Genomic DNA, 17640 nt, shown 5'->3' with positions numbered 1-17640 from the left:
AATTTATTAACATTTTCGTCGATTCGTGACTTTAACATAGTTTGGGAAATCGCATTTCTGGCGGGGCGAGATTAACTTCATCTGGTGAGAACGGCAGCTATCGCTTGCCAGCCAAATCTTCCGCCGAAACTCGATATCACTTACATATGTTAATTTCGGATGCGGCTGTACCCGGGTCGATCAGCTTCTCAGCGGCCCGCTGATAATTGCGATAAGACGTTGTAATAACGTCGATTTTTATGGCGGCGGGAAGCGAACATCGTTTCGATCAAACCGCAGCCAAGTGATGACGCAAGCGGCAGATAGTCGAGCAGCAATGCCGGATTGAAAGCCCATATCGGTGCGCCGTCGGACCAGCAAAGCGCCTGGAGTCCCAAAAAGAAACACAAGTCGGCGTGAATTGGTGCGACTGAGACAGACACGAAGACAATCTGGCAGGTCGAGACGCGCTCTACTGGCCGAAATCCGCTTCGCGACGGCAAATGAGTTTTGCTGCGTCAGAAGCGAAGGAAGTCCGCCTTCGCGAAATCTCGGCGAACGTCCTTATCTCCGCTCAAAATCCGTCATGCTGACGATAGTCAGGATCAGGAACCGAAGAGATGGAGGCTTTAGCCGTAGCAACCCTGGATTCCGGCTTTCACCGGAATAACCGAGCAGACGCCGGTGAATATTGGCAGAAGCACCACCCCCGCCGCGCCGACGCTCAGGGAGGCGAAGCACGCCCTTCCATTCGTGCCGCAACCTGTGGATGCGCGTATCGCAGAACGGTGCTTCGACTGCGCTCGGCTCGAACGGCGGAAAAGAAGCGCGCCGCGGCAAAGCCGCGTCGTCGGTCGGGCTCTGCCCGCAGGCCACGATCGGGGCCGCGACGCGGATCAGCGATGCTTATCCGCTGCCCCGATCACGCCTTCTCCAGCGTGCATTGCAGCGGGTGCTGGTTCTGCCGCGCGAAGTCCATGACCTGCCCGACTTTCGTTTCCGCGACTTCATAGCTGAAGGTGCCGCACACGCCGACGCCTCTCTGGTGGACGTGCAGCATCACCTGCGTCGCCTGATCCATATCCATGCGGAAGAAGCGCTGGAGGACCAGAACGACGAACTCCATCGGGGTATAGTCGTCGTTCAGCATCAGCACGCGGTACGGCGTCGGCTTCTTGGTCTTGGCGCGGGTCTTTGTCGCGACGCCGGTCGTCGTGCCGTCCTCGTCGTCGGAACGGTTGTCGTCGGTCGCGGTGATGGGAAGGATGATCGTCACGCGCGGTAAAATATGCGCAGGCGGCCCGGCGGACAACCCTTGGCCGTCTCGATCACCCATGAAAAAGGGGCGGCCGCACGCTGGCGACCGCCCCTTTTCATCTCTTCCCGGATGGGACCGCAGCATTACGCGGCGGTCTTCACCTTCTCGACGGCGACCGCGAAGCGGTTCGACAGCGGCTGGGCGGCATCGCTGGTCAGCTTGATCATCGCTTCGGTCGTCTTCGACGACTGGGCGACTGCCTGGTCGAACGCCGAGCGGACGAACTCGCTCTGCAGCTTGAAGAATTCGGTCGGCGACTTGACCGACGACATGGTCTTCAGCGCGGCCGTCATGCCCTCGAACGAACGACGGGTGTAGTCGGCGGCGTCCTGGCCGAGCGTTTCCAGGCCCTTGGCGGCGATCTTGCCGGCTTCGACCATCGCTTCGACGTTGCCCTTGCCGAATTCGCCCATGTCGGCGACCATCGTCTGGCTTTTGGCCAGCATCGCCTGGGCGCGCTCGCCGGCGTCGTTGAACATCTTCGGGGTTTCGAACTGGGTAGCCATTTTCGTCACGTCCTTCTCTACGGTGGGAGCGACCTGCGGGGCCGCGGTAACGGCGGTTTCAACCGCCTGTTGGATGGGTTGGGTCACGATGGCAGCGGCTTCGGCCGCGGCTTCCACGACCGGCGCCGCGGCGTCGACCGCCTGCTTCGCGACGGTCTGTGCGGCCTTCGCGGGAGCGGCGATCGCTGCGGGAACCGGCTTGGTCGGCGCGCGCTTTACGGCTTCGATCGCGGATTTGGTCGCTGCGGTCGGCGCTGTCGCGGCGGCGACGACGGTGTCCGCCGCAGCCTTTGCGATATCACCCGTCACCTTCGGCGCGGGCTTCATGGTCTTCGAAGTCTTGCTCGCCATAAGTGCACCTATTTTGTTGCGGTGCACAATTACGCGTGAGTTGCGGCAATTGCAAGCCGATTTTGTGCACTGCAACATAATCTCGGTGGAAAAAGTTCCCGCCCCACCGTCGATTACCGGGCTCTGACATAGTCGCCCGGTGCATCAACGATCGCAGCGAGTTTGCCTTTGCCTGGCAACCGCGCGCCCTTCGCCTTCACCGTATCGTCGCCCAGTGCGCGGACCCACTCGATCCAGTCCGGCCACCAGCTACCCTTGGTTTCCTTTGCTCCCGAAACGAACTCAGTTAGCGATTCCGCCGCCGCGTCGTTTGTCCAATACTGGTATTTCCCCGCCGCCGGCGGATTGACCACGCCGGCTATATGGCCCGATCCGGCCAGCACGAACTTCACCGGCCCGGCGAAGTGATGCGTTACCTTCCACACGCTTTCGGCCGGCGCGATATGATCCTCGCGCCCCGCCTGGACATAGGTCGGCGTCTTCACCGTCGTCAGGTCGAGCGGGACGCCCAGCACGCTGAGCGAGCCCGGCACGACCAGCCGGTTGTCGCGGTACAGGTCGGTCAGATAGCTCTGGTGCCAGCTGGCCGGCAGGTTGGTGACGTCGCCGTTCCAGTGCAGCAGGTCGAACGGGGTATAATCCTGCCCCAGCAGGTAATTGTTGCTGACATAGTTCCAGATCAGATCCCGCCCGCGCAGCAGGTTGAACGTCGCCGCCATGTAGCGCCCGTCGAGATAGCCGTCGGTTGCCAGGCTCTTGATGAAGCCGAGCTGTTCGTCGTCGACGAAATGCTGCAACTCGCCCGCGCCCGAGAAGTCGACCTGCGCGGTGAAGAAGGTTGCGCTCGCCGCCTTCTCCGCCTCTCCGCGCGCGGCCAGCACGGCCAGCGTCGCCGCCAGCGTCGTGCCCGCGACGCAGTAACCGATCGTATGGACCGACGGCACGTCGAGCAGATCGCGGATCGTGTCGATCGCATCGATTTGCGCGGCGACGTAATCGTCCCACTTCACGTCCGCGAGCGTAGCGTCCGCCGACTTCCACGACACGACGAACACGCTCAGCCCCTGCGCCACCGCCCAGCCGATGAAGCTCTTCTCCGGCGTCAGGTCGAGGATGTAGAAGCGGTTGATCCACGGCGGAAAGATGACCAGCGGCGTGGCAAGCACCCGTTCGGTCGTCGGCGCATAATGGATCAGCTCGTACAGTCGCGTGCGATGCACGACCTTGCCCGGCGTCGTCGCGATGTTGCGACCGACCTCGAACGCTTCCGTATCGGTGTGCGTCAGCTGCCCACGCTGGATGTCGGCCAGCATGTTCTGGAGCCCCTTCAACAGGCTCTCGCCGCGTGTCTCGATCGCCTTGGCGATGGCCTGCGGATTGGTCGCCGCGAAGTTCGACGGGCTCATCGCATCGACGAAGCCGCGTGTCGCGAAGCGCAGCTTCTCGCGCTGGCCCGCGTCCAGCCCGTCCATCTGCTCGACATTCTTCAGCAGATGATCGGCGATCGTCAGATAGCTCTGGCGCAGGAAGTCGAACACCGGCTGCTCGCGCCACTCGGGCGCCTTGAAGCGCTTGTCGCGGGCCTGTTCGGGCGTCTCGTTGAACGGCTCGGCCGTGGCGGGGTCGAGGAAGCGCTGCCACAGCTTCATCGTGTCGGTCCAGAAATCGGCCGACGCCTGCATCATCTGCGCGGGGTCGATCGTCATCGCCGGAATGGCCGGCGTCGTGATCTTCGGCGCGGCCTGCGCGGCGTCGATCCCCGCCTCCAGCATCATCTGCTGCGCGCGGCCCAGCACCCAGGTCCAATGCTGCATGTCCGCCAGGCTCGGCAGGGTCGGCTGGGTCGTGTCGGGCATGGCGTCCTCTCCGTGTGTCGACACCTTCTAGCGGCGCCACGCGCATCCGTCATTCCCGGATGCGTCCGAATGGCGTAGGGGGAGCGCAACCGAAAGGGAGAACCATGTCCGAAGAATTCTACCGCATGAAGCGCCTGCCCCCCTATGTCATCGCCGAAGTGAACGCGATGCGGGCAGCGGCGCGTGCGGGGGGAGAGGACATCATCGACCTCGGCATGGGCAATCCCGACCTGCCGCCACCGGCGCATGTACTTGAGAAACTGTGCGAAGTCGCGATGAAGCCCGACGCGCACGGCTATTCGCAGTCGAAGGGCATTCCCGGCCTGCGCCGCGCCCAGGCGAATTACTACGGCCGCCGCTTCGGCGTCGATCTCGATCCGGAAACCGAAGTCGTCGTCACGATGGGGTCGAAGGAAGGCCTCGCCAGCCTGGCGACCGCGATCACCGCACCCGGCGACGTCGTGCTCGCGCCCAACCCCTCCTACCCGATCCACATGTTCGGCTTCATCATCGCCGGCGCCACGATCCGCTCCGTGCCCACGACCCCCGATGAACGCTATTGGGAAGCGCTCGACCGCGCGATGGCTTTCACCGTGCCGCGCCCGAGCGTCCTCGTCTGCGGATACCCGTCGAACCCGACGGCGGAGACGGTGGACCTCGCCTTCTACGAGCGGCTGGTCGCCTGGGCGAAGGAGAACAAGGTCTGGATTCTGTCCGACCTTGCCTATTCGGAGCTCTATTACGACGGCAACCCGACGCCCTCGATCCTCCAGGTTCCGGGTGCCAAGGACGTGGCGGTCGAGTTCACCTCGCTCAGCAAGACCTATTCGATGGCCGGCTGGCGCATCGGCTTCGCGGTCGGCAACCGCCAGCTGATCGCCGCGCTGACGCGGGTGAAGTCCTATCTCGACTACGGCGCCTTCACGCCGATCCAGGCGGCGGCCTGTGCCGCGCTCAACGGCCCGCAGGATATCGTCGCCAAGAACCGCGAACTCTATCACAAACGCCGTGACGTACTCGTCGAAAGCTTTGCCCGCGCCGGCTGGGACATTCCGGCGCCCAAGGCATCGATGTTCGCCTGGGCGCCCCTGCCCCCCGCGCTCAAGGACATGGGCAGCCTCGAATTCTCCAAGCAACTGCTGACCCATGCCAAGGTCGCGGTGGCGCCGGGCGTCGGCTATGGCGAAGACGGCGAAGGCTATGTCCGCATCGCGCTCGTCGAGAACGAGCAACGCCTACGCCAGGCGGCGCGGAACGTGAAGAAGTACCTGCAATCGATGGGGGTGAATGCGGGGAGCAAGGCCGCGGGGTAAGCTCCGCTCCTTCCGCCTTCCCGCGAAGGCGAGCCCCTGGCGAAGGTCCGATCTCTCCTCAAGAAAACCGTCATCCTGACGAAAGTCAGGATTCAGGGCCAAACGGATGAAGGCCGTGGGCATAGACACCCTGGATTCCGGCTTTCGCCGGAATGACGGCGAAAGGAAGCCAGCGGACTTTAGCAAAGGTCTGGCGAAGCTCTGACACGACGAAAGCATCCGTACGCCAGTCGCAGTCGTGAATTGGCGCAAGCTACTATCGGCACGACATGGCTTGCTGAAATCGATCCAAGTCGCGCACGCGCTCGGCCTGATCACCGCGCGGTCATGGAAACCTTCCCCTGACATCGCATTTGAATCGGCGCCGCCAAGACCTCAGAAAAGAACGCGAGGCCTTGATTAAAAGAGACCTATTTGGTTCCTATCGCGCCCGCTTTTTGCCAGCGCGTTACGAAATGTTTCGCGTGACACGAATCATATTGACCCTGTAGCCACCGCGACGCTGTGACGTTGATCTGGGTTGCACGAGACGCCCGATCATCAGGGAAAACGGCGATGGCGGACACGCGCCCGGGTATCCGGGCCTTCTTGGGCTGGGTTAGGTTGGTGCTGGCGCCGGACGCCGCCTTCGTTCGGTTGGCGGTCGTGTACGGTATCGCGATCTCGCTGCTGTCGCTCGCGACGCCGATCTCGGTCCAGCTGCTGATCAACTCGGTTGCCAACACGGCGCTGCCGACGCCGCTGTTCACGCTGTCCGGCCTGTTGTTCCTGCTGCTCTGCATGGCCGGGGTGCTCGCGGCGCTGCGCGTCCATCTGCTCGCGCTGTTCGAGCAGCGGCTGTTCGCGCGGATCGTCGCGGAAATCACGATCCGCGCAGTCCATGCCCAGAACCCGTTCTTCGCCGACACGCGGCGCGGTGACCTGTTCAACCGGTTCTTCGACCTGGTCACGGTGCAGAAGGCGCTGCCGAGCCTGTTGATCGGCGGCTTCACCATCATGTTGCAGGGGCTCGTCGGGCTGGTCGTGACGAGCTTTTACCACCCCTTCTTCCTCGCCTTCAACGCCGTGCTGGTGCTGGCGCTGTTCCTGATCTGGCAGATCTGGGCATCGGGCGCGATCCGGACCGCGGTCGCCAAGAGCCACGTCAAGCACGCGGCTGCGCACTGGCTGGAAAGCGTCGGCGGGTCGAACGGCTTCTACAAGTCGAGCCGCCACCTGAACTTCGCGATGGACCGGTCGGAGGCAGTGACGGCGAACTATGTCGCCGCCTATCGTCGGCATTTCCGCTACACCTTCGCCCAGACCTGCGCGCTGCTGCTGGTCTATGCGACCGCCAGCGCCGCGCTGCTGGCGCTTGGCGGCTGGCTGATCATCCAGGGCCAGCTGTCGATCGGGCAACTCGTCGCCGCCGAGCTGATCCTGTCGGGTGTCTTCTACGGCATCGCCCAGTTCGGCACCTATCTGGAAGCGCTGTACGAGCTCGCGGCCGGACTGGAGGAATTGTCGCTGTTCTGGGACGTGCCGCAGGAAGCCGGCAAGGTCCGGGGGGACGGTCCCGGTGACGGATCGATCCGCCTGAGGCGGGTCGAGCATGACGGCCATCTTTTCGATTTCGAGGTCGCGGCGGGCGAGCATCTCGCGGTCGTCGCGGCGACGGGCGTCGATCGGGTGCTGTCGATGCTGCTGAAGCGTCACTCGACCGCCGAGCGTGGGCTGGTGATCGTCGGCGGGCGCGACATCGGCGGGTTCGACACCTATCACCTGCGCGCCGAAGTGATGGTGCTCGATCGCCCCAGCTTCGTCGAAATGTCCATCCGCGACTATCTGACGCTCGCCGCATCGGGCGACGTCGCGAGGATGGTCGAGGTGTTGGAAACGGTCGGCCTGACCGAACGGCTTGGCGGGCTGGACGACGGGCTCGACACCGTCGTCTCGACGTCGGGCTGGCCGCTGTCGGTCGGCGAATTGATGGCGCTGAAGCTGGCGGCTGCGCTGCTTGCCCGGCCCAAGCTGCTCGTGCTGTCGCCGCTCTACGATCTGTTGCCGCCCGAACGCGTCGATGCGGTGCTCGCTCGGTTGCGCGGCGGCACGACCGTCCTTCAATTCACCCGCCGCCCGCAGGGGCTGATGCGCGACGGGGCGCTATGGATGGGCGCGCGGGAGCAACGCCGCTGCGAGAGCGAAGCCGAACTTCTCGCCCTTGCCAGCGAAGGAGGCCGCGATGCCCTTTCAGCCTGACCATATACGCCATTTCCCGACGCTGGCGGGAATCCGGCCGCCACGCGCGACGCGTGTCATCGCCTGGCTGATCGCGATCGGCATCGCGGTGGTCATCGCCATCCTGTTCCTGGTGCCCTGGGTCCAGACCTCGGCCGGGGCCGGACAGGTCGCCGCGCTCGACCCGGAAGACCGGGTGCAGGACATTACCGCCCTTGTTCCCGGCCGGGTCGAGCGCTGGTATGTCCGCGACGGTGACCGCGTGCGGCGCGGCCAGCCGATCGCGCGGATCGTCGACAACGATCCCAACCTGCTTGCCCGCCTGGCCGCCGAACGCGCGCAGGTCTTGGCCGAGATCGCTGCGGCGGAGCAGGCGATGGCGGTGTCGCAGATCGACGTCGGCCGCTCCGGCCAGCTGCTGGCGGAGGGGCTGGCGGCCCGGCGCGATTACGAGGCCGCGCAGATCAAGGTGGCGGACCAGCGTGCGAAATTGGCCGAGGCGCGGGCCAAGCTCAGCCGCGTCGACGTAACCCTCAACCGCCAGTCGGCACAGACCGTGCGGGCGCCACGCGACGGCCGCATCCAGTCGATCAACGCCGCCGCCGGCGCGACATTGGTCGCGGCCGGCGCCCAGCTTGCGACGCTCGCCCCCGAAACACCGGTGCGCATCGTCGAATTGCTGGTCGACGGCCGCGACATCGCCGTCATCCGGCCCGGCCGCCCGGTCCGCCTTGCCTTCGAAGGTTGGCCGGCGGTTCAGTTCAGCGGCTGGCCTTCGGTCGCGCATGGCATTTTCGACGGACGCGTCCGCTCGATCGACCCGTCGGCACAGATGACCGGCCTGTTCCGCGTCATCGTCGAACCGATGCCGGGCAAGCTGCCCTGGCCGAGTGCCGATTACGTCCGCCTGGGCGGCAAGGTGCGCGGCTGGATCCAGATGGAGACGGTCAGCGTCGGCTATGAACTCTGGCGGCAGCTCAACGACTTCCCACTCGAATTCCGGCGCCCGGCCGACGAAAGCAAGGGCGCGGCAGCGGCGCCCGAGCCTGTCGCGAAGGTGAAGAAATGATCCGCGTCGTCGCCATCGCCGCGCTGATGGTCGCCGCTACTCCGGCCGCCGCCCAGACGCTGACCCTGGACGAGGTGCTGCGATCATCGGCGACGCATGCGCCGGCGATCCTGGAAGCGATCACGCGGGAACGGCAGGCCGATGGCCGCCGGCTGACGGCCGAGGGCGCCTTCGACCTGTTGTTTGAGGGCGATACGCAGTCGCGGCTGCTGGGTTACTACGACGGCACGGTCGCGGAGGCGCGCGCGACCCGTCCGCTCGCCAACAACGGCGGCGCGCTCTACGGCGGCTATCGCGTCTCGCGCGGCACCTTCCCGGTCTATGAGGACAAATCGTTCACCAACCGGCTGGGCGAGGTGAAGGTCGGCGCAGTCTTTTCGCTGATGCGCGACCGCCTGATCGACGACCGCCGCGGGCGGCTTGGCCTGGCCGGCGGCGACGTTCAACTCGCGCGGCTCGACCGCGAGATGGTCGCGATCGGCGTCCAGCGTCGCGCCATCGACGCCTATCAGGCCTGGGTCGTCGCGGGTATGCGGGTGCGGGTCTATCGCGACCTGCTGGGCCTCGCCACCGAACGGCAGGCGTCGATCGAGCGACAGATCCGGCTGGGCGCCCGCCCCGACATCCTCGGGACCGAGAACCGTCAGAACATCGTTCGCCGCCAGACATTGCTGGTTCGTGCCGAGCAGGAGCTGGCCGCCGCGGCCAACGGGCTGTCCTTCTACGTGCGCGATTCGTCCGGCGAGCGCCTGGTCCCGGCACCGGAGCGCTTGCCCACGAGCTTTCCCGACCTTCGCCTGCCGCCGCTCGGTCCCGATCTCGCCCGCCGCATCGAACGCCCGGATCTCGAAGCGATCCTCGTCCGCCTCGATCAGGTCGAGGTGAAGCGCCTGCTGGCCGAGAACGAACTGCGCCCGCGTCTCGACGTGAAGGCCGAGGCGGCGAAGGACGTCGGGCCGATCGGCCTCGGCGGTCCGAACCGCACACCTGCGGAAGGCATCGTCGGCGTGCGCTTCTCGCTTCCGCTCGAACGCCGGTCCGCACGCGGCAAGATCGCCGAAGCGGCGGCCGAAGCCGACGGGCTGCGCTTTCGCCGCAAGCTCATCGAGGACCAGATCCTCGTCGAAGTGAACGGCCTGGCCATCCAGGCGACGACCGCCGACCGCCTCGTCGCGCTGGCCGCCGACGAAACCGCCCTGGCCAACCGTATGGCGGACGCCGAACGCCGCCGCTTTCAGCTCGGAGCAAGCGACTTCCTCGTCGTCAACTTGCGCGAGGAAAGCGCCGCCGACGCGCGCCTGCGCCAACTCGATGCCGAATATCGTCGGTCGGTGGCCCGCGCCGAACTGATCGCAGCAACGGTCGACAGGGCGCAACTCGGACTGTAGCCAAAACGGGCGTCCCCGGCTGCGCCGGCCGTCCGGAATGAAGCCGTGCGACGGACTTTGCAGGAGCATGGTGGGTGTGATCGCCCTCCCCACCCCCACAAACAAAATCTCTCTTCCACCCCGTGCCCCGCTCCGCCACACCGGCGCAAGCATGACCGCGATCGACCCGCTCTATTCGCTTGCCGGCGTCGCCGTCGGCATGATCGTCGGCCTGACGGGGGTCGGCGGCGGTTCGCTTATGACGCCGCTGCTGGTGCTCGCCTTCGGCTTCCATCCGGTCACCGCGGTCGGCACCGACCTTCTCTATGCCGCGGCGACCAAGACGGTCGGCACCGCCGTCCACGGCTGGCGCGGCACGGTCGACTGGCGGGTGGTGCGGCGACTGGCGACCGGCAGCCTGCCCGCCACGATCGTGACGCTGTTCCTCCTGCAACGCGCCGGGGTGCAGCAGGCGGACACCGGCCATGTCGTCAGCATCCTGCTCGGCGCGACGCTGCTTCTTTCGGCTGCCGGCACGCTGCTCCGCCACCGCATCACCGCCTGGATCGCGCAATTCCCGCCGATCGGCGAGGCCCGCGTCGCGGCCTTGACCGTAGCGGTCGGCGTCGTGCTGGGCGTGCTCGTGTCGCTGACGTCGGTCGGCGCCGGCGCGCTCGGGATGACCGCGTTGCTGTTGCTCTATCCCCATTTGCCGGTGAACCGGCTGGTCGGGTCCGACATCGCCCATGCCGTGCCGCTGACGCTCGTCGCCGGGATCGGGCACTGGCTGCTCGGCTCGGTCGACCTGATGCTGCTCGCCTCGCTGCTGGTCGGATCGGTGCCCGGTATTATCGTCGGCAGCCTGATCGCCAGCCGCGTGTCCGACCGCGCGCTGGCGCCGGTGCTGGCGACCGTGCTGGCGATCGTCGGTGTGCGCCTGATGCTGTGAGGAGGTGCATCGCCCCTCACCCGTTCGCCCTGAGTCTGTCGAAGGGCGTACTGCGATACGCCCGCTTTCCGATTGCGGCCCGAAGAACGGTGCTTCGACAGGCTCAGCACGAACGGGAAAGGGTCAGCTCGCCGTGGCGAGTCCGCAATTTGCTACCGTAAATCGCCGGCCGCCCGCTCCAGATCCTCCCGAAGCACCCACTTCAGGTCTTCCTTCTCCAGCTCCCGCCCGTCGTGGCTCAGCACCCGGACGCTGCGGATCGGCTTGCCGTCGCGCGTGTCGACCAGCACCGGATCGGCCGGCACGCCCGTCTCCCACCGTTCGCCCCATTGGCGCAGCGCGACCATCGTCGGCAGCAGTGCATGACCCTTGTCGGTCAGGCGATATTCGATCTTGCGACGGTCGTCCGCCATCGCGCGGCGTTCGAGGATGCCATGCTCGACGAAACGGGCCAGCCGGTTCGCCAGGATGTTGCGCGCGATGCCGAGCTCCGACTGGAACTCCTCGAAGTGATGATAGCCGTTGAACGCCGCGCGCAGGATCAGGAACGCCCAGCGCTCGCCCATCGCCTCCAGCGCAGCGGGCAGGCTACACGTCGTGACCAGTTCGCGCAGCTGCTCTCGGACTTTTGCGACCATTTCCGCGACCTACCGCAAAACTGGCGGCTGACGAAGCCTTTCTCATATTGCAGCACAGCATAGGTTTTCCATTGCAACTGACAACAGGGTAAGTTAGGTGGCGAATCGAAACCCATCAGGGGTGAAAGGGAACCAACATGAAGCTGCTCGCCGGGCTCGCTGCCATCCTCGCCATCGCCGGAACCGCACCCGCCATTGCCCAGACCGGCTATTACACGGCCACGCCCAAGGCCGAGCTGACAAAGACGAATCTCATCACTCGCAGCACCATGTGGAAGTGCGCCGCGGGCACCTGCACCGCCCCGCGCGCCGGCGAGCGTGACGCGGTGTTGTGCGAACTGGTCGTCCAGCGCGTCGGCGCGCTCAGCAGCTTCACGGTCGCCGGCACCGCGTTCGGCGACGAAGCGCTCGCGAAGTGCAACGCCCGCGCAAAATAACGCGTTCAGTTCGTGCCGCGCCCTATGGCCTGCGGCACGGCCCTTCTTCGTGCCCCTCTCCCCAGGGGGCCTGCCCCCGCCCCCGGCACGAAGAAGGGCGCTAATCTGCGTCATCGACACAAAATCATTGCAATGCGGCGGCCGCCCATCCCATCTTGAACCCCGTGCTGCGCCAATATGAACTTGTCGATCGGGTCCTGAGCTACGATCCCCAGGCCGATGAGGCCATGCTGAACCGCGCCTATGTGTTCAGCGTCAACGCCCATGGTACGCAGAAGCGCGCGAGCGGCGACCCCTATTTCAGCCATCCGATCGAAGTCGCCGGCATCCTGACCGACCTGCGCCTCGACGACGAAACGATTACGACCGCGATCCTGCACGACACGGTCGAGGATACCGTCGCGACGTCCGAAGAGATCGAGAAACTGTTCGGCGGCAATGTCGCGCGAATGGTCGACGGCGTGACCAAGCTCAGCAAGATCGAGGCGCAGACCGAAAGCCAGCGGGCCGCCGAGAACCTGCGCAAGTTCCTGCTGGCGATGTCGGACGACATCCGCGTGCTGCTGGTGAAGCTGGCCGACCGGCTGCACAACATGCGCACGCTGCACTTCATCTCGAAGCCCGAGAAGCGCCGCCGCATCGCGCGCGAGACGATGGAGATCTACGCCCCGCTGGCCGAGCGGATCGGCATGTACGAGTTCATGAAGGAGATGCAGACGCTCGCCTTCCGCGAGATCGAGCCCGAGGCGTATGAATCGATCACCCGCCGTCTCGCCGCGCTGGAGGACGAGGGGCACCGGATCGAGAAGATCGCCGACACCGTCCACGGCCTGCTCAAGCGCGCCGGGATCGAGGCGGAGGTCGGCGGGCGCCAGAAACATCCCTATTCCATCTGGAAGAAGATGTTCGAGCGGCACGTCAGCCTGGAGCAGCTGTCCGACATCATGGCCTTCCGCGCGATCGTCGCGACCGAAGAGGAATGTTACCGCGCGCTGGGCGTCATCCACCGCAAATGGCCGCTCGTGCCGGGGCGGTTCAAGGATTACATCTCGACGCCCAAGCGCAACGGCTATCGCTCGCTCCACACCTCGGTGTTCATCGGCGAGAATACCCGCATCGAAATCCAGATCCGCACCCATGCGATGCACGCACAGGCCGAATATGGCATCGCCGCCCATTGGGCCTACAAGCAGGACGCCGTCCGACCCGACACCCAGGTGCCGTGGATCAGCGACCTCGTCGAGATCCTGGAGGCGGCGGAAAGCCCGGAGGAACTGCTCGAACACACGCGGATGGCGATGTACGCCGACCGCATCTTCGCGTTCAGCCCCAAGGGCGAGCTGATCCAGTTGCCCAAGGGCGCGACACCGATTGACTTCGCTTACGGCGTGCACACCGATCTGGGCGACCAGGCGGTCGGTGCCAAGATCAACGGCCGCGTGGTCCCCTTGCGCACCGAGATCCAGAACGGCGACAGCGTCCAGATCCTGCGCTCCAAGGGGCAGACTCCCCAACCCAACTGGATGAGCTTCGCCGTGACCGGCAAGGCGCGCGCCGCGATCCGCCGGCATTTGCGCCAGAAGGAGCGCGCCGAACGGCTGGCGCTGGGGCGCAAGCTGTACGACGACATCATTCAGCGCCTGCCCGTTCCGGTCGGCGCGGACGCGGTGACGGCCGCGATCCGTCGTCTGAAACTGACCGACATGGACGCGCTGCTGGAGGCGATCGCGCTTCGCAAGCTGTCGGATGCGCAGGTCATGGAAGCGCTGATGCCGGGCTCGGCCGGCGGCGAGGACGCGCACCAGGCTCCGCCGCAGCGTCACGCGATCACCATCACCGGCCTGACGCCCGGTGTCGCCTTCGACCTGGCCGAATGCTGCCGCCCCGTCCCCGGCGACCGTATCGTCGGCATCCGGCGCGAGGGCGAAGGCATCGCCGTCCACGACATCGCCTGCCCCCAGATCGGCGAGGAGAATGGTCAGGACAGCGGCGACTGGGTCGACCTCGCCTGGGGCGATACGGCGGAGGGCGGCATCGCACGCATCTCGGTCACGCTGAAGAACGAACCCGGCGCGCTGGGCGCAGTCGCGACCGTCATCGGCGCGCACAAGGCCAACATCCTCGGCCTCCGGATGGACGACCGCGACACCACCTTCCATACCAACCTGATCGAGGTCGAAGTCCGCAACGCCGCGCACCTGACCAAGCTGCTCGCCGCATTGCGCGCCGCCGATGCGGTCAGCGACGCCCAGCGCGCCTGACCGCATCATTTCGAACGCTCCAGCGCAACCTCGCGCAATAAACTGTTGCCGCTTAGCCACGCAGCTATTTGAAATATCTGCGCAGCGTCACATCCGCTCTGGACCTGACCGTCAACCGGCGCGAGGAAGATTCCGCCCGCGTCACGAACGCGCATCACCGCGGGGGCGGTGAAACCAAAGAGATTCTGAGGGGAAGATCATGAAGCATATGCTGTTGCTGTCCGTTGCCGGCAGCGCCCTGTTGGCGGCGACACCGGTGTCGGCCCAGACCGCCCCGGCATCGCCCGTTCCGGCCGAAAGCTCGACGCCCACTCCCAGCACCGAACAGGTCGAACAGGCGCTTAGCGATGGGCAGTCGGCGACGACCGACGTTGTCGTGGTCGGCTCGCAGATCCGCGGCAGCTCGATCACCGCCGCGCTGCCCGTCACCGTCGTCAGCCAGGACGATCTCGCCGCGATCGGCGCGACGTCGGGCGACGACCTGCTTCGCGCGATCCCGCAGCTCGGCGACGTGACGTTCAACGCCAGCTACCTGCCCAACAGCTCGAACGCCGCGCGCGGCGACGTCGGTTCGGTCAATTTGCGCAACTTAGGCGTCGGTAACACGCTGGTGCTGTTGAACGGCCGTCGCGTCGTCAACCACCCGACCAGCCGCGCGAACGAGAACCTCGTCCCCGTCCTGACCGTCAACAGCAACACCATCCCCAGCTTCGGCATCGAGCGGCTGGAAGTACTGCGCGACGGCGCCGGCCCGATCTACGGCTCCGACGCGGTCGCGGGCGTGGTCAACACCGTGCTCCAGTCCGACTATTCGGGCGTCCAGCTGGAGGGGCAGATCGGTTTCGCCGAGGACACCAATCTGCTGGAAACCAGCCTGAACCTGCTGGCCGGCACCAATCTCGGCGGACGCGGCAACATCACCGTCTACGCCAGCCGCGAAAGCCGCACGATGCAGCGCGCCGCGGACCAGGACTATACCGCGTCGGACAACAAGCAGCCGCTGTTCGTCGGCACCGCGCTGGAGGGCTCGACGCTGGTCGACGGCCGCTCGACGATTACGCCGTGGGGCGTCTTCACCACGCGCGGCGGCACCGCGGTGCGTACCGGTACGGGCACCAGCGGCGCGCTGGTCACCAGCAGCGCCGGCGTGTTCCATATCCAGCCGACCGCCAACGGCGGCTGCTCGGCCTCCATCCCATCGAATTCAGCGATCTGCATCGACGACGGCACCAACACCGCCGCTGCCGACCGCAACCTGCGCTTCGACGCGACCCAGGCCTACAACCGGACCATCGTGCCGCAGGTCGAACGCTACAATTTCTTTGCCAACGGCCATTACGATCTGACCGACGAGGTGCAGCTGTTCGGTGAAGCGGGCTATTACAAGGCCTCGACCACCAGCATCCAGGGGTCGCCCGGCACCCTCGCGTCGCAGCCGATCACGGTGCCCGCAAGCAACTATTACAACCCGTTCGGCCCCACCGGCGGCGCGTTCCGCATCCCGGGCCTGAACACGCCCGCCGCGGGACTTCCCGTCACGCTGACGAGCTACAACTTTTCCGATTTCGGCCCCAACATCGTAAAGGTCGACAACGACCAATGGCGTGCGCTCGCGGGTCTGCGCTTCAAGGCTTACGGCATCGACTGGGAATCGGCCGCGCTCTATTCGGAAGCGCAGGTCATCGACAATTCGACCGGCATCAGCGCGACGTTGCTCCAGCGCCAGCTCGCGCTCAACACCCCCGACGCCTATAATCCGTTCAACGGCGCGGACCTCACCAACCCCAGTCTGCGTGACAGCGTGCCGTCCAGCCTGGCCGCACTCGACGCCATTCGCATCAACACCATCCGACGCAGCAAGGCGACGCTGGCACTGATCGACTTGAAGGGCTCGAAGGGTGACCTGCTCGCCCTACCCGGCGGCAATCTCGGTATCGCCTTCGGGGTCGAGGTCCGTCGCGAGACGCAGCTCGATGATCGCGATCCCCGCGTCGACGGCACGATCCAGTTCACCGACAGCGTGACCGGCGCGGTCAACCCGTCCGATCTGGTCGGCACCAGCAACTCGCCCGACACCGGCGGCCGGCGCAATGTCCACAGCGCCTATATCGAACTCGCAGTGCCCGTCGTCTCGCCGGACATGAACATCCCGCTGGTCAGCCGGCTGGAATTTCAGCTGGCAGGCCGCGCCGAACATTATTCGGACGCCGGCTCGGTGGCGAAGCCCAAGATCGCCGGCGCCTGGGACATCGTGGACGGCATCCGCCTGCGCGGGTCCTATGCGGAAAGCTTCCGCGCGCCGAACCTCGAACAGGTCAATGCGCGGCTCGTCACCCGCTCGAACACCCGTCTCGACCCGATCCGCTGCGAAGCACAGCTTCGCCAGCCGCGACTGCTGGCGAACGGATCGGCCAATCCGCTCTACCTCGCCGCTTTCACCTCCTGTACGCAGAGCTTCGCGACCACCGCACAGCGTGCCGGCAACCCGGACCTGAGGCCCGAACAGTCGACCAACATCACCGGCGGCATCGTGCTTCAGCCGCATTTCCTTGACCAGTCGATCGGCCGCATCACGCTGACCGCCGATTATTGGCACATTAAGCAGCGCGACATCGTCGGCATCTTTGGTGAGGGTAATGCGCTCATCAACGACTATCTGCTGCGCGTTCAGGGGAAGACCGATCCCAACGTAATCCGCGCCGATCCGACCGCGGACGACATCGCGCTGTTCCAGGGATCGAACCTGGCGCCCGCCGGCCGCGTGCTGTTCGTGAAGGACCAGTATCGCAACCTTCAGCCGCAGACGGTGTCGGGCTGGGACTTCGGCTTCAACTGGCGCGTCCGCGACTTCGGGATCGGCCGCATCTCGGCGAATGTGAACGCGGCCTATCTCAAGACCTATTTTCTGACCCCCTCGGCCGACGTCCAGACGCTGATCGACGCGCGCGCTGCAGGGACGATCAACAAGGATACCGTCATCTCCGACGGTGGTGATCAGGTGCGCCTGAACGGAAAGCCCGAATGGCGCGTCTCGGGCTCGCTGACCTGGTCGAAGGGGCCGTTCCAGATCGGCACCTTCACCAGCTACATCAGCGACGTCGACGATACCGGCGGGACGGTGAACGGCGTGCCGTGGTTCGTCGACGGGCGCACGACCGTGAACCTCTACGGTCAGGTCAGCTTCGGCAGCCGCACCGATGGCGAAGGCCGCCACCGCTTCCGCCTGGGCGTCCGCAACCTCGCCGACAAGCAGCCACCACTCAGCACCGACGGCTTCCTGGGCGCGCTGTACCAGCCCTATGGCCGCTATTGGTACGCCAACATTCAGTCGAGGTTCTGAGGTTATGAACTCCCCCACCGCCGTTCGTGCTGAGCTTGT

13 protein-coding genes are annotated in these 17640 nt (G+C 65.7%); 8 read left to right on the top strand and 5 right to left on the bottom strand.

What is annotated here, in order from left to right; genetic code table 11:
- Window positions 1-188: 188 nt before the first annotated feature.
- The 4 genes from ACFSC3_RS04015 to ACFSC3_RS04000 form a co-directional block, all read right to left on the bottom strand.
- On the bottom strand, window positions 189-422 hold the full coding sequence (locus ACFSC3_RS04015) for a hypothetical protein (protein ID WP_380938985.1): 234 nt from the start codon (window positions 420-422) through the stop codon (window positions 189-191).
- 479 nt (window positions 423-901) lie between these two features.
- A complete protein-coding gene (clpS, locus tag ACFSC3_RS04010; RefSeq protein WP_380939663.1) occupies window positions 902-1246 on the bottom strand; it encodes an ATP-dependent Clp protease adapter ClpS in 345 nt (114 codons plus the stop codon).
- 134 nt (window positions 1247-1380) lie between these two features.
- On the bottom strand, window positions 1381-2154 hold the full coding sequence (locus tag ACFSC3_RS04005; RefSeq protein WP_380938983.1) for a phasin family protein: 774 nt from the start codon (window positions 2152-2154) through the stop codon (window positions 1381-1383).
- A 113-nt stretch (window positions 2155-2267) separates the two neighbouring features.
- Window positions 2268-4010, bottom strand: a complete 1743-nt coding sequence (locus ACFSC3_RS04000) for a PHA/PHB synthase family protein (RefSeq protein ID WP_380938981.1) — start codon at window positions 4008-4010, stop codon at window positions 2268-2270.
- 104 nt (window positions 4011-4114) lie between these two features.
- Here ACFSC3_RS04000 and ACFSC3_RS03995 point away from each other — a divergent pair, with 104 nt between their 5' ends.
- The 5 genes from ACFSC3_RS03995 (at window position 4115) to ACFSC3_RS03975 (ending at window position 10925) form a co-directional block, all read left to right on the top strand.
- Complete coding sequence (locus ACFSC3_RS03995) at window positions 4115-5323, top strand: LL-diaminopimelate aminotransferase (protein ID WP_380938979.1); 1209 nt, start codon at window positions 4115-4117, stop codon at window positions 5321-5323.
- 555 nt (window positions 5324-5878) lie between these two features.
- Window positions 5879-7561, top strand: a complete 1683-nt coding sequence (locus ACFSC3_RS03990; protein WP_380938977.1) for an ABC transporter transmembrane domain-containing protein — start codon at window positions 5879-5881, stop codon at window positions 7559-7561.
- Window positions 7545-8609, top strand: coding sequence for an efflux RND transporter periplasmic adaptor subunit (locus ACFSC3_RS03985; protein WP_380938975.1), 1065 nt, complete (start codon window positions 7545-7547; stop codon window positions 8607-8609). The genes ACFSC3_RS03990 and ACFSC3_RS03985 overlap by 17 nt, the downstream gene beginning before the upstream one ends.
- A complete protein-coding gene (locus tag ACFSC3_RS03980; protein ID WP_380938973.1) occupies window positions 8606-9997 on the top strand; it encodes a TolC family protein in 1392 nt (463 codons plus the stop codon). The genes ACFSC3_RS03985 and ACFSC3_RS03980 overlap by 4 nt, the downstream gene beginning before the upstream one ends.
- 151 nt (window positions 9998-10148) lie before the next feature.
- Window positions 10149-10925: a sulfite exporter TauE/SafE family protein gene (locus ACFSC3_RS03975; RefSeq protein WP_380938971.1), complete on the top strand. Its 777-nt coding sequence runs from the start codon at window positions 10149-10151 to the stop codon at window positions 10923-10925.
- Window positions 10926-11077: 152 nt separating this feature from the next.
- Here the strand turns inward: ACFSC3_RS03975 and ACFSC3_RS03970 are convergent, their stop codons facing one another.
- On the bottom strand, window positions 11078-11563 hold the full coding sequence (locus ACFSC3_RS03970) for a winged helix-turn-helix transcriptional regulator (protein ID WP_380938969.1): 486 nt from the start codon (window positions 11561-11563) through the stop codon (window positions 11078-11080).
- A 137-nt stretch (window positions 11564-11700) separates the two neighbouring features.
- On the opposite strand from ACFSC3_RS03970, the gene ACFSC3_RS03965 reads away from it, so the two are divergent.
- The 3 genes from ACFSC3_RS03965 (at window position 11701) to ACFSC3_RS03955 (ending at window position 17601) form a co-directional block, all read left to right on the top strand.
- On the top strand, window positions 11701-12000 hold the full coding sequence (locus ACFSC3_RS03965; protein WP_380938967.1) for a CC_3452 family protein: 300 nt from the start codon (window positions 11701-11703) through the stop codon (window positions 11998-12000).
- A 164-nt stretch (window positions 12001-12164) separates the two neighbouring features.
- A complete protein-coding gene (locus ACFSC3_RS03960; RefSeq protein WP_380938965.1) occupies window positions 12165-14261 on the top strand; it encodes a RelA/SpoT family protein in 2097 nt (698 codons plus the stop codon).
- 199 nt (window positions 14262-14460) lie between these two features.
- Window positions 14461-17601, top strand: coding sequence for a TonB-dependent receptor domain-containing protein (locus ACFSC3_RS03955; RefSeq protein WP_380938963.1), 3141 nt, complete (start codon window positions 14461-14463; stop codon window positions 17599-17601).
- Window positions 17602-17640 lie beyond the last annotated feature (39 nt).

Origin of the sequence: Sphingomonas floccifaciens, assembly GCF_042681125.1 — a bacterium.
Lineage (GTDB): Bacteria > Pseudomonadota > Alphaproteobacteria > Sphingomonadales > Sphingomonadaceae > Sphingomonas > Sphingomonas floccifaciens.
The sequence above is the reverse complement of the archived record's forward strand: the minus strand, read 5'-3'. Positions and strand labels throughout refer to the sequence as shown.

What these genes read in the sequence shown, in the direction of transcription:
- ACFSC3_RS04005 (WP_380938983.1), bottom strand. Translation starts at nt 2,154, where the DNA reads ATGGCGAGCAAGACTTCGAAGACCATGAAGCCCGCGCCGAAGGTGACG.
- ACFSC3_RS04000 (WP_380938981.1), bottom strand. Translation starts at nt 4,010, where the DNA reads ATGCCCGACACGACCCAGCCGACCCTGCCGAGCCTGGCGGACATGCAG.
- ACFSC3_RS03995 (WP_380938979.1), top strand. Translation starts at nt 4,115, where the DNA reads ATGTCCGAAGAATTCTACCGCATGAAGCGCCTGCCCCCCTATGTCATC.
- ACFSC3_RS03990 (WP_380938977.1), top strand. Translation starts at nt 5,879, where the DNA reads ATGGCGGACACGCGCCCGGGTATCCGGGCCTTCTTGGGCTGGGTTAGG.
- ACFSC3_RS03985 (WP_380938975.1), top strand. Translation starts at nt 7,545, where the DNA reads ATGCCCTTTCAGCCTGACCATATACGCCATTTCCCGACGCTGGCGGGA.
- ACFSC3_RS03980 (WP_380938973.1), top strand. Translation starts at nt 8,606, where the DNA reads ATGATCCGCGTCGTCGCCATCGCCGCGCTGATGGTCGCCGCTACTCCG.
- ACFSC3_RS03975 (WP_380938971.1), top strand. Translation starts at nt 10,149, where the DNA reads ATGACCGCGATCGACCCGCTCTATTCGCTTGCCGGCGTCGCCGTCGGC.
- ACFSC3_RS03970 (WP_380938969.1), bottom strand. Translation starts at nt 11,563, where the DNA reads ATGGTCGCAAAAGTCCGAGAGCAGCTGCGCGAACTGGTCACGACGTGT.
- ACFSC3_RS03965 (WP_380938967.1), top strand. Translation starts at nt 11,701, where the DNA reads ATGAAGCTGCTCGCCGGGCTCGCTGCCATCCTCGCCATCGCCGGAACC.
- ACFSC3_RS03955 (WP_380938963.1), top strand. Translation starts at nt 14,461, where the DNA reads ATGAAGCATATGCTGTTGCTGTCCGTTGCCGGCAGCGCCCTGTTGGCG.